At 34.2% G+C, this 12,945-nt stretch carries 10 protein-coding genes; all 10 read left to right on the top strand.

Going from position 1 to position 12,945, the window contains the following annotated elements:
• Position 1 precedes the first annotated feature (1 nt).
• The 10 genes from Q2T46_RS07630 to Q2T46_RS07585 all read left to right on the top strand — a co-directional run bounded on the left by Q2T46_RS07630 (position 2) and on the right by Q2T46_RS07585 (position 12,925).
• A complete protein-coding gene (locus tag Q2T46_RS07630) occupies positions 2-1,423 on the top strand; it encodes a HAMP domain-containing sensor histidine kinase (RefSeq protein ID WP_303263522.1) in 1,422 nt (473 codons plus the stop codon).
• A gap of 239 nt (positions 1,424-1,662) precedes the next feature.
• Positions 1,663-3,021: a S1C family serine protease gene (locus tag Q2T46_RS07625; protein WP_303263523.1), complete on the top strand. Its 1,359-nt coding sequence runs from the start codon at positions 1,663-1,665 to the stop codon at positions 3,019-3,021.
• A 136-nt stretch (positions 3,022-3,157) separates the two neighbouring features.
• The gene (pth, locus tag Q2T46_RS07620; protein WP_013296753.1) at positions 3,158-3,730 is read left to right on the top strand and encodes an aminoacyl-tRNA hydrolase; all 573 of its coding nucleotides are present in this window, start codon (positions 3,158-3,160) and stop codon (positions 3,728-3,730) included.
• Positions 3,718-4,086, top strand: coding sequence for a hypothetical protein (locus tag Q2T46_RS07615; protein ID WP_013296754.1), 369 nt, complete (start codon positions 3,718-3,720; stop codon positions 4,084-4,086). The genes pth and Q2T46_RS07615 overlap by 13 nt, the downstream gene beginning before the upstream one ends.
• Before the next feature lie 5 nt (positions 4,087-4,091).
• On the top strand, positions 4,092-7,592 hold the full coding sequence (gene mfd / locus Q2T46_RS07610; RefSeq protein ID WP_311062390.1) for a transcription-repair coupling factor: 3,501 nt from the start codon (positions 4,092-4,094) through the stop codon (positions 7,590-7,592).
• 51 nt (positions 7,593-7,643) lie between these two features.
• A complete protein-coding gene (locus tag Q2T46_RS07605) occupies positions 7,644-8,549 on the top strand; it encodes a peptidylprolyl isomerase (RefSeq protein WP_311062389.1) in 906 nt (301 codons plus the stop codon).
• Positions 8,550-9,317: 768 nt separating this feature from the next.
• Positions 9,318-9,869 carry a stage V sporulation protein T gene (gene spoVT / locus Q2T46_RS07600; RefSeq protein ID WP_209454111.1) on the top strand — a complete coding sequence of 184 codons (552 nt, stop codon included), beginning with the start codon at positions 9,318-9,320 and terminating at the stop codon, positions 9,867-9,869.
• Between the two features lie 73 nt (positions 9,870-9,942).
• Complete coding sequence (gene yabG, locus Q2T46_RS07595) at positions 9,943-10,791, top strand: sporulation peptidase YabG (RefSeq protein ID WP_209454110.1); 849 nt, start codon at positions 9,943-9,945, stop codon at positions 10,789-10,791.
• A gap of 195 nt (positions 10,792-10,986) precedes the next feature.
• The gene (locus tag Q2T46_RS07590; protein ID WP_013296759.1) at positions 10,987-11,250 is read left to right on the top strand and encodes a Veg family protein; all 264 of its coding nucleotides are present in this window, start codon (positions 10,987-10,989) and stop codon (positions 11,248-11,250) included.
• Positions 11,251-11,392: 142 nt separating this feature from the next.
• The gene (locus tag Q2T46_RS07585; RefSeq protein WP_303263527.1) at positions 11,393-12,925 is read left to right on the top strand and encodes an SPOCS domain-containing protein; all 1,533 of its coding nucleotides are present in this window, start codon (positions 11,393-11,395) and stop codon (positions 12,923-12,925) included.
• Positions 12,926-12,945 lie beyond the last annotated feature (20 nt).

The following is a 12,945-nucleotide window of genomic DNA, read 5'->3' as shown; positions in this document are numbered from 1 at the left end:
TTTGAGCAGGAACAGGCTTTTTAGAAGGCTGCTTTTTACCAATATAATGATAATATTGCTGACGATGGCAATACTGTCTGTACTTTTTTATATTATGTTTGAGAATTATTATTTTCGAGATAAAGAGAAAATAATGGTTGAGGAAGGAAAGCAGATAAACACTATTTTAAATGATTACTTGATAGGGGACATTGATATTGACAGATTAAATCAGAATTTAAATGTTGTTGATAGGCTTATAAATGCTTCAATCTGGGTTGTAAGCACAGATGGATATATATATATACAATCGAGGGATTTTGAGAAGAACTGGACAGGTGTAACATTAAGCAGAGATGATATCAGAAATATATTAAAAGGCGAGACGATTGTAAGAAGAGGTTACTTCGGTGGAAGGTTTACACAGCCTGTTCTTACTGTTGGGCTTCCTCTTGTATTAGGTGGTAAAATACAAGGTGCGATATTCATGCATTCACCAATTGTAGAGATGCAAAAGACCCTTATGGATATTTTTTTCATAATGCTTTTAGCTATATCAATATCTATATTTATTGCATTCATACTAATTTCTTACACGTCTAAGAGAATATCTAATCCACTAAAAGAAATGAGCATTGCTACAGAAAAAATGGCTAAAGGTGATTTCTCAACCAAGATAAATGTCGTAGATGACGATGAGATAGGAGATTTAGCAAAATCATTTAATGCTATGTCCAGCGAATTAGGAAGAATGGATAATGCAAGGAGGGAATTTGTTGCTAACGTTTCACATGAGCTCCGATCTCCTTTATCTACAATTCAGGGTTATATAGATGGCGTTGTGGATGGTACGATACCGATGGAGAAATCGAAATTTTATCTGGAAATTGCTCAGAAAGAAACGAGACGTATGTCTAGGCTTATATCTGAGCTTTTAGATATAACAAAAATGGAATCGGGGGCTTTTCCTCTGAATTTAGTCGAGTTTGATATAAACGAGCTTATAAGATTGACTATCATAAAGATGGAATCAAGGATAAACGATAAAGATCTGATGGTTAAGGTTGATTTTGAAAGCGACAAAGATATTGTAGAGGCAGACAAAGATAAAATAGAGCAAGTGCTTACCAATTTGATAGATAATGCAATCAAATTTTCAAATTCAGGTGGTTATATACACATATCTACGGAAAAGTCAAAAGAAAAAATTTATGTAAAAGTCCACAACAAGGGGAAGACGATACCGAAAGGCGAAATAGATCATATATGGGATAGGTTTTATAAAGTTGATAAATCTAGAAGTGGAAGTCCAGGAGTCGGATTGGGGTTGTATATTGTAAGAAGTATTATAAATCTTCATAATGAAGATATTTGGGTTACCAGCAGTGATGAAGAAGGTACTACTTTTACTTTTACACTGAAGTTGAAAAAAGTTAAGCAATAGAATAAATTTTTTACAATTTGTTCATAATTTATTCATAAATTAAAGATATAATAATACTTGAGAGAGAGAAAAGCCTCTCCTTGACCTCCCTTATTATAGCAGCTCGAGCCACCCCTCGGGCTGCATTTATTTTCCCTATTAACATGAAATTATTAAAAATTATTTACAATATGTTCACAGTTTATTAAAAATTCTAATCTATAATGTAATCATGAGAGATGATAAGGAGGATGATCGATATGGATTTTGAAAATGAACAAAACAAAAACATAGACGAAAATGAAATAGATAATTTCAAAATTGACAGCGACAGTGTGAGTGGCGAAAATATAAGAAGCGATAGTATGAATGATACTCAGGAGATTCCAGCAACATATAATCAGCAAAACAGTGAAATCAATCATGAGATGCCAAGAGTTGAATTTAGAAGCAATAAAAAGAGTTTAGGCAAGATGGTAAAAAGATTCAGAAGAAGGATGTTAGTATCATTTGTAGCTGTTGCTCTTATTGCAGCACTTATTGGAGGCGGCACAGTTGCAGGAATTATGAAATACACTAATGTAGGTCAGCAGACTCAAGTTATAAACAGATATTTGCCGTTGTCATCTGACAACAATAATTTTAACTTGATTACTAACATTGCAAAAATTGTGAGCCCTTCTGTAGTTGGAATTGATACAAGCGTGTCATATTCCAATGGCTATAGAAGTGCCCTTGTACCTGAAGGAAGCGGTTCGGGCATAATTATCAACTCACAAGGCTATATAGTAACTAACAACCACGTCGTAGATGGTGCTTCCAAAATAACAGTAAATTTATCTGACGGAAGAAAATTTCCTGCACAATTGATAGGTAAAGATGCAAAAACAGATCTGGCAGTACTAAAGATAAATGCTACAAATTTGATACCTGCAAAATTAGGTGATTCATCAAAGCTTGAAGTCGGAGAACTTGCTGTGGCTATTGGAAATCCTCTCGGTGAAAGTTTTGCTGGAACAGTAACAGCCGGTATAATAAGCGGTTTAAATAGAAATCTTCAAAGCGATTATGGACCAGTTAATCTCATACAAACAGATGCGGCCATAAATCCTGGTAACAGCGGTGGACCTCTCGTAAATAGTAATGGTGAAGTAATTGGTATAACCAGTGTAAAGCTGACATCAACAGGTGGCTCTGATACACAAGATCCATTTGGTATGTTCCAAAGTCAAAGTACACCTGTTGAAGGAATGGGATTTGCGATTCCAATAAATGAAGCAAAACCTATAATTGATGAACTTATAAAACATGGGTATGTTGAAAGACCCGTTATGGGTGTAAGTGTGCAGGAAGTTACATCTCAAGATGCAGCACAGTACAATATACCTGTAGGGTTATATATAGCTCAAGTACAACAGGGCAGTGGTGCTGATGCGGCCGGACTACAAGCAGGCGATGTAATAACAGCAGTTGACGGTACAAAAGTTGATACGTTTGATTCACTGCAAAGCATAATAACTAAGCATAAAATCGGTGATACAATCACTGTTACGTTCTGGAGAAATGGCAGGACGTTAACTGCAAAAGTTAAGCTAATGAGCAGTTCAAATGCACAATAATTATATAAATAACGCTAAAATGGTTCTTTACCAGTCTCCTCCCGCTGGTAAGGAACTTTTTTTGTATAAATCTGCAACTTTTTTTTAAAATGTTTTATGATATAATAAAAAATAGTATGGACTGGAGGTTTTTTGTATGTACATTATTGTAGGACTTGGAAACCCGGGAAGAGAGTATGAAGGGACTAGACATAACATGGGTTTTGATGTAATAGATGATCTATCTGAAAAATTGAATATCGCCGTTAAAAAACTAAGATTCAAGTCATTGATAGGTGAAGGTATTTATAAAGAGGAAAAGGTGATATTGCAGAAGCCTCAGACGTATATGAACTCAAGCGGTGAGGCTGTTTATGATATAGTAAATTTTTACAAGTTGCCTCTTTCTAATCTGATTGTCGTCTATGATGATAAAGATTTGGATGTGGGTAAAATAAGGATAAGGAAAAAGGGCAGCTCAGGTGGACATAATGGCATGAAATCGATTATATACTTATTAAATAGTGAGGACTTTCCGAGAGTCCGAGTAGGAATAGGGAAACCAAAAGGTGACATGATAGAGCATGTTCTAGGCAGATTCAATGAAAGCGATAAAACAATTGTGGATAATTCTATCGATAGAGCGGCAGATGCCATCATTGATATTATAGAGAATGGAGTTGAGCATGCCATGAACTTGTTCAATGGCGGCAGCGAATGTTTATTATAGGCGGATTGATAAGCGTTTTTTTATCATATTTTCTAAATAAATTTGTCGTAGATTTATATGGAGATAAAGCAGTTGTATACGGCGTGCCAATTATTGAAGAATCGTCAAAAACTATCATGGGGTACATTTTTGGCAGCATAATTGGTGCCCATTTCATATTTGGCGTTGTGGAGTCATTGAACGATTTTATTGTATCACCTAAAGAAGTAAATTTTAGGGCATCAGTTTTAAGCATTATTACTCATCTTATATTTGGAGCTATTGCATATTATATATTGATATATGTAAACATATATACATCAATTATTATTACATCTATCATTCATGGGTACTGGAATAGGTTTATGTTGAGGTGATTGTATTGTTTATAAAGCCCATAGAAAATTTAAAAGAGATTGCGGAAATTGATGAGGCTATTGAGAAAGAGAGGATGCCCTTATTAATATATGGACTAACAGATTCTCAAAAAGCTCATATTGCCCATTATATCATAAAGAAGCTGAATAAGAAGGTGCTGTTTATAACGTACGATGATGTAGAAGCAAGGGCTATCTATGAAGACTTAATTTCTTTTTTAAATGGTGATGCTTACCTGATACCATCCAGAGATGCCCTTTTCTATAAAGTTGATGCGTCAAGCCTTGACCTTATCGGGAAAAGGCTTATTGCTGTGAAAAAAATTATTGACGATAAACCATCTGCGTTTGTCGCTTCAATAGACGGAGTATTGAATAAAGTTGCCTCTAAGGATATTTTTTTGAGATATAGACGCAAATATAAAGTTGGGGATATTATTGATTTAGAGGAATTATCTTCATCTTTAGTAACGATGGGTTACGAAAGAGTACCTATGGTGGAAGGGAAAGGACAGTTCAGCATACGAGGTGGCATAATAGATTTTTTTTCACCGATGGAAGATGAAGGTTTTAGGATAGAGCTTTTTGATGATGTAATTGACTCTATTAGGAGTTTTGATGTTTTTACTCAGAGATCTTTAAATAATCTAAGTGAGGTAGAGCTATTTCCTGCCAGAGAGTTTATACTGGAAGACGAAAACATCAAAAAGGGCATGGAAAATCTCAGCAGCAATGTGAATTCGTATGTTTCAAAGATAAAAGAAACTCACAGTGGAAGAGCGGAAAAGATTAAGAAGAAATTTGATGAAATCATGGAAAATATCAGCGAGACCAAAAGTGTGCCAAATATAGGAGAATTAATAAGCTTTTTCTATGATAGACTTTATTCCATTGTGGATTATTTTGACGATGCATTTATTATATTAGATGAAAATATAAGAGTGAAAGAGAGAGCATCAAATATTTTGACTGAGTTTAACGAGAATTTCAAATCGTTGCTTTTATCTGGTGAGGTTTTGCCGGAGCAGTCGAATCTTTTATTTAGTTATGATGATATATTAAAGAAGCTTTCAGGCAAATCGCTGATTTTGATGAATACTATAGTAAAATCTGATGCGAATATTGAAGTTAGAAGTATTGTTAATTTTGTATCAAGATCGATGCATCCTTTTCATGGTAAGCTTGAACTGCTGGTAGACGATATAAAATTCTACAGAAAGTCCGGGTATAAAGTTGTAATGCTTTCAAGCAATTTAGAAAGAGGAAGGATATTAAGAGATTCCCTGATAAGTTATGGATTAGATGTCCCTATAGTTGATGATGAGGAATACAATATTCCCGATGGAGGCATTTTGATATACCCAGGGACTATCAGCAAGGGATTTGAATACGTAGATGCAAAATTTGCATTAATAAGCGACGTTGAGATTTTCGGACAGTCTAGAAAACCAAGAAAATCGTTTAAAGTGAAAAATGGGAACCGCATAAAGAATTTTACAGAACTTACAGTTGGATCATACGTAGTACATGTCAATTACGGTATAGGAAAGTATGAAGGAATAGAAAAAATAACTTTTGATGGTGTTACGAAGGATTATCTTAAGATAAAATATGCGGGAGATGACAAGCTATTTATACCAGTCGATCAACTGGATTTGATACAAAAGTATATAGGTCCTGAGGATAAACCGCCAAAGCTTAATAAGCTGGGTGGAAATGAATGGTCCAAGCTTAAGAAAAAGGCCAAAAAAGCCGTGGAAGATCTGGCAAAGGATCTGATTAAGCTTTACGCCAAAAGGCAGACGATGAAGGGATATGCTTTTTCAAAGGATACACCATGGCAAAAGGATTTTGAAGAGAGGTTTCCATACGAAGAGACGGAAGACCAACTAAGGTGTATAGAAGAAATAAAAAAAGACATGGAAAGCGACAAGCCAATGGACAGATTGCTTTGTGGTGATGTGGGATATGGAAAGACAGAAGTTGCATTAAGGGCTGCTTTTAAAGCTGTAGCTGATGGAAAGCAGGTGGCTTTTTTATGCCCGACAACTATATTGGCTGAACAGCACTATAATAATTTTGTACAAAGATTTAAGGATTTTCCAGTGAAGATAGAAATGTTGTCACGGTTTAGAAGCTATAAGGAACAATCACAGATTATAAAGTCACTGGCAGAGGGAACTATTGACATACTTGTTGGGACTCATAAGATTTTGCAAAATGATGTAAAGTTTAAAGACTTAGGTCTTTTAATTATCGATGAAGAACAGAGATTTGGTGTCAAACATAAGGAGAAAATTAAAAAGTTAAAGGAGAATATTGATGTGTTGTCTCTGTCAGCAACACCAATTCCCAGGACGTTGCATATGTCCCTAATCGGTATAAGAGATATGAGCGTAATAGAAAATCCTCCAGAAGACAGGTACCCTGTCCAAACGTACGTTGTTGAATTTAATGAAGATCTCATAAGAGATGCCATTTTGAGAGAACTAGGACGAGGAGGACAAGTTTATTTCGTCTATAACAGGATAGAAGGTATTGAAAGAATGGCTTCTATCATAAAAGAACTGGTTCCTAACGCACGGGTAGCTGTAGCACATGGTCAGATGGAGGAAGGCAAGCTGGAGAATATAATGATTGGATTTTTAAATGGTGATTACGACATATTGGTATGTACAACAATAATTGAAACAGGCCTTGATATACCAAATGTTAATACAATTATAGTCTACGATTCCGACAGGATGGGCCTATCGCAACTGTATCAGTTAAGAGGCAGAGTAGGCAGATCCAATAGATTGGCGTATGCTTATTTTACTTATAGAAAAGATAAAGTTATTACTGAAGTTGCAGAAAAAAGATTGGAAGCTATAAAAGAGTTTACGGAGTTTGGCTCGGGATTTAAAATTGCCATGAGGGATCTTGAAATAAGAGGTGCAGGAAATCTTTTGGGGGCTGAACAACATGGACATATAGATGCAATAGGATATGACATGTATCTAAGGCTTTTGGATGAAGCCATAAAAGGTTTAAAAGGCGAAGTTGAAGATGAGAAGCCAAATACTACCATTGACATTAAAGTAAGTGCGTATATAGATAAAGAATACATTGAAGATGAAAATCAGAGGCTTGAAATGTACAAAAAGATTTCTTCAATCGAAAATGAAAAGGACGTAGAAGATATAAAAGACGAACTTATAGACAGATTTAAAGAGTATCCAAAAGCCGTAGAAGCTCTTATCGATGTGGCTTATTTGAAAGCACTAGCAAGGGATGCAAACATATTAGAGATTTCAGAAAGGGGTACATCAATAATATTGAAGTTTAAAGATTCTAAATCTATAAATTCTGGAATTGTAGATACGTTAGTGAATGAGTTCAGAGGAAGGATTATGTTTTCAGGGCAGGCTCCACCATATATAACCTACAAGTACAATAAAAAGGAAAACGTGTTGAAAGAATTGATTAATCTTGTTAACAAAATTAAATGTTTGCAGATTAACTAAAACTGATATATAATGAGTATATAAATTTGTTAAGATGAAAGGATGAATACTTTGAAGTTTAAGAGATTAGGCGCTGTTTTGGCGTTAACATTGGCACTTACTACTTTGACATCCTGTGGTGTAAATAAAAACATTGTCGCAAAAGTTGATGATCAAGTTATAACATTAAAAGAATATCAGGATTCGTTTAACCAGGTAAAGACACAGATAGAAAGCGATCCACAGTATACAAAGGATATCTGGAATCAAAACTATAATGAGCAGAAGTTTATTGATGTTGTAAAAAATTCTGTTTTAGATAATCTTATCTTGGAGAAACTTTTGATAAAAGAAGCTGAGAAAGAAAAGATTACTGCAACAGACAAAGAAATAACTGATGAATACAATTCAGAAAAGGCCACAAATAGCAATGTGACGAAAGAGACAGCCAAAGATAATGTTCTTGTAAATAAACTGATTGATAGCTGGACGAAAGGTGTAAAAGTCACTGATAGTGAAGCAGAAAAATATTACAACGATAATAAAAGCCAGTTTGAAGTTGTGAAAGCCAGCCATATATTGGTTTCTGATGAGAAAACTGCCAATGAGATATATGACAAGCTTAAAAATGGTGCCAATTTTGCAGAACTTGCAAAGCAGTATTCAATAGACACATCTACAAAAGATAATGGTGGTGAATTAGGGGAGTTTCCTAGAGGCACTATGGTGCAGGAATTTGAAGATGCAGCATTTGCCTTAAATTCCGGAGAAATATCGAAGCCTGTAAAGACACAGTACGGATATCATATAATAAAGTCAGAGGGTAAATCTATAAAATCTTTTAACGATGTAAAAAGTAGTATAATAACATATTTAGAAAACAATAAAAAGCAGGATATATTTAATCAAAAATCAGAAGCTCTAAAAAAGGCAGCAAAGATTGAGAAGTTTCCGCAAAACATAAAAGTTACTGTTTAACATTCCCCTTTGGTGCATGCCAGAGATAAGCGTAGAAAGGTTTTGGCAGGATTATAAATTTCTTGCTATCAAGATTTGAAATGGGAAAATCATAACTACAGTATAAAACTACTTTCTTCGCAACTTTTTGGACGCAAAAACCTGGGCAAAATTTGCCCAGGTTTTCAACTATATATTTTCCAGTTCTATAAAGTTCTTTCTTAAAGATATTGCTAAATTCAGTTGAAGATAAGCCGTATTTTTTCTCCGTAAACGAACAAGAAAATTTTAATGTATTTAATCCTTTTTAGAAAAATATAAGAAAATTTTATATAATAGATAGATAATAAAAATTAAACTTATGACATTTATTATTTGAATAATAATAGAAAAAAGTTTAAATATCATTTTTAACCCCTTCTTTACCTTTAGTACCCCTCCGCCATTTTTTGTTGATTATACATTATCTACTATATTTTGTCAACATTTTCTAATAAAAATTCTGCATAAAAAAAGGAATATAGTTTTGACACTGTATTCCTTTTTGTGTCTTAATATCTCATAAAACAAATAAGAAACAACAGAAACACGGAGGAAGTGCTTGAAATGGATATTGAAATGAAATCTTAAAGTACGCTATCGAATGGTTCCCAGATATTTTTATAAATTTTTTTTTAATTCTTGTTCACTAAAAAAGACACTTCTAAGTGTCTTTTTTATGTATAAAATTATGGTAATACATAAATACTAATCTTGAACTTAAAATTTCAGGAAATGGAGGTACATAATTTGAAAGCGACTGGAATTGTTAGAAGAATAGACGACCTTGGAAGAGTTGTCATTCCAAAGGAAATAAGAAGAACATTGAGGATTAGAGAAGGTGATCCGTTAGAGATTTTCACTGACAGAGAAGGTGAAATAATATTAAAGAAGTATTCTCCTATAAGTGAACTTGGAGATTTTGCACAAGAATATGCAGACAGCATATATCAATCAACAAAACAGCCTGTATGCATAACAGATGGTGACAATGTTATAGCTGTTGCAGGAATGCCTAAAAAAGAATTGATAGATAAACCTATAAGTTCGGAGCTAGAAAAATATATGGAAGAAAAGAGAACAGTTATTCTCGGTGAAGGCAAAGATAAAGGCTCTATTGCTATCGCCGAAGGACAAGAATTTATGCCAGTATCACAGGTTATTGTACCTATTATTTCACGGGGAGATACGATTGGTACTGTCATAATCTTCACAAGAGAAAGTGGTGTTGTATTAACTGAAGTTGAAGCTAAAATTGCAGAAACGGCAGCAACTTTTTTAGGAAAACAAATGGAAGAATAGTATATAACAAGTATATAGAACCCTGCATATTATAGTATATGAAGTATGACTATAATGTTGTGGGGGGATCTTTATGTCTTTTAAGGTTAATGACATAGTAGTAAGGAAATCACACGGTTTTGATTTGCTGTTTAAAGTTATAGATGTCATAGAAAATAGAGGCACAAAGCATTATCTACTACATGGACTTAATATGCGGATAGTTGCTGATGCGCCCGAAGATGATCTTATGCCGGCTTCCTTAACGAGAATAAACGAATACGACGAGCCGTATCAGAGGAAAGCAAATTATCTTATAAAAAAAATCGCTCAATCAAAAGATTTAAAAAGGCCTAAAATGATGCGGTCAAACCGAAATGAGCCTTATGGCAAACCAGGTACCGTTCTTCATATTGATAGTGATGAAGGATATTTAAATATATGTTTAGATGCTTACAAAAGGGCAAGTATAGAAGCACATGGAGAAATTGTAGATGAAAAAGAACAACCGGACAAAGTAGTAAGTCTTTTAAGTAAATACAGACCAGATATATTGGTGTTAACAGGACATGATGGCGTAAAAAACAGCAGAAATTATTCTGATATAAACAATTATAGAAATTCAAAATACTTTGTAGAGGCTGTCAAAAATGCTAGAAATTATGAACCATCATTAGATGATTTGGTCATTTTTGCAGGTGCCTGCCAGTCAAATTATGAAGCATTAATATCATCTGGAGCCAACTATGCAAGCTCACCAGAGAGAGTATTGATACATTGCCTCGATCCTGTTTTGGTTTGTGAGAAAGTGGCTTATTCTCATATAAATGAAATAGTGAAAATTGAGGATCTAATTGAAAATACGATAACAGGTGCACCAGGCATCGGTGGGCTGCAGACAATGGGGAAATTCAGGTATGGAGTCCCAAAGGCTAAATTTTAGCGAGTCAACTGACTCGCTATTAATTTTTTTCAATATATACCGCTTATTTCTCTATTTTGCGCATTTATTTGCAATTTTAAACATGAATCACTTTGTTGACAAACTACTTTTTCGCTGGTATAATAATATATTTTATTTGACATTAAATGAAAAATGTGTTATAATATTTTCAGAATTGTGTAAGGAGTGATAAAATTGGCCGATAGATTAGCCCTACATGAGATAAAAAAGAAGCTGGATGACCATGTTGGCGCAAGAGTCCGGCTAAAAACCAATGGTGGAAGAAAGAAGACAATAATCCGGGAAGGATTTTTAGAAAAGACATATCCAAGCATTTTTATTATTGTGATAGATGGACAGGGAGCAACCCGCAGGGTCTCATATAGTTATTCTGACATTTTAACGGATACAGTTGAGCTTACATTGATGAAAGGTGAAAAAGAAATACGTTGCATGTAACAAAGACCGATTTTTATCGGTTTTTGTTTTTTTGGCATATTTTAAGACCTCCTTTTATATTATTATATTAGATATCTATAAAAATTACTCTAAGGGATTAAGCAATAAAGTACCGTAAATTTAATATTGAGGAGGTAAAAGTATGTTGCAGGGGGCAGTGACAAACTCCATAAGTTATGACAGATTTGTAGGTGGCGAGGATAGTCAGGCACTTATAGAAAGTGACGTAATAGTACCAGAAGATATGCCTGATGCCATAAATGTAGTTGCAGTTGTAGGTGATGCTGTAATAAACGAAGTTATAGAAAGCGATGAAAAGATTCAAGTTGACGGTGAACTGAGGCTTAACATCATTTATGCAGCAGATAAAGATAAGAAACTAATGAGGATTAATAAGTCTATTGATTTTACACATTTTCTTGAAATTAACGGTTCAAAATCCAAATGCATATCACTTGTCAACGCTAGAGTGGAACACGTTGATTATTCTCTGATTAACAGTCGAAAAATGAATGTAAAGGTAATAGTGAACATATCTGGAAGAGCATTTGATAAGGAAAAGAAGGAAGCGATAGTTGGGATTCAAGGTGAAGAGGATATAGAATATCTTAAAAAAACTATTAAGCTATCAAATATTGTTGGTCAAAACAGCGCAGAGACTTTTCTGAAAGAACAGGTAAAGATTTCCGATGGTGAACCTAATATATCGAGGATTTTAAAAACTGATGTGGTTATAAAGCCTGAAGAGCCTAAAATAACAGATAATCGTGTAGTTATACAAGGGAGTGTTCATGTATACGTAGTATATGAAGGCGATTCAAAAGACGAGTATGGATATGAAGAATGTGACCTCAACTATGCTAATTTTATAGAAGTGCCTGGGGCATTAAGTTACATGAGTGCCAATACTTATGAAAGAATAATAGAAAAAAATATAGAAATATCGTCTGATGAGAACGGTGATAACAGAATCATCGATATAGAATTAGTTTTAAAGACAGAAGCGCTGGTAGTAGAGAAGGATGAGACTGAAATTCCTGTCGATATTTATGGGATAACGAGAAATGTTGAGCCTGTAATTGAATCGATTGAGGCAATTAGCCAACAGGAACGTTTTAAATCACAAGCTATATTCAAAGAAAATGTCGAATTTAAAAATAATGTAAGAAAAATCATTGATGTTGTGGCATATCCTGTGCTTTCTGACTATATTTTGAAAGATGGGAAAGTGCTTTTGGAAGGTATAATAGATTATAACATAATGTATATAGGTGATAACGGCAATCCGATGTCATTTAAAGGTGAGGCACAGTTTAAGACGTTTTTAGATGCGCCTATCGATGATGGTGAGCTTTTTATTGATTTAAAGATAACTCACATATCGTATGACATAATGGCTATGAAAGAAGCAGAGCTGAAATTTGTCGTCGATGCTACTGTGGATGCATTTAAAATAAGCAGATATGATATTTTAGCAGACGTAAAGGAGATTGATGAAGCTAGAAGCGAGGAAAACAGGCACAGCATTACCATATACATGGTTCAAAAAGATGATGAGCTTTGGGATATAGCAAAACGGTATAGGACTGCTAAGGAAGATATTATTAAGGTAAATGATCTGAAAGAAGAAAAAGTTTTGGCAGGTTCAAAGCTTATAATACCAAATAAAATATAAAAATTCAGGTAAAGTTGGAA

Source organism: Thermoanaerobacterium sp. CMT5567-10, assembly GCF_030534315.2.
Lineage (GTDB): Bacteria > Bacillota > Thermoanaerobacteria > Thermoanaerobacterales > Thermoanaerobacteraceae > Thermoanaerobacterium.
This window is presented reverse-complemented; position numbering and strand designations above follow the sequence as displayed.

Coding starts and splice junctions, on each gene's coding strand:
- Q2T46_RS07625 (WP_303263523.1), top strand. CDS start 1,663: ATGGATTTTGAAAATGAACAAAACAAAAACATAGACGAAAATGAAATA.
- pth (WP_013296753.1), top strand. CDS start 3,158: ATGTACATTATTGTAGGACTTGGAAACCCGGGAAGAGAGTATGAAGGG.
- Q2T46_RS07615 (WP_013296754.1), top strand. CDS start 3,718: ATGTTTATTATAGGCGGATTGATAAGCGTTTTTTTATCATATTTTCTA.
- yabG (WP_209454110.1), top strand. CDS start 9,943: ATGTCTTTTAAGGTTAATGACATAGTAGTAAGGAAATCACACGGTTTT.
- Q2T46_RS07585 (WP_303263527.1), top strand. CDS start 11,393: ATGTTGCAGGGGGCAGTGACAAACTCCATAAGTTATGACAGATTTGTA.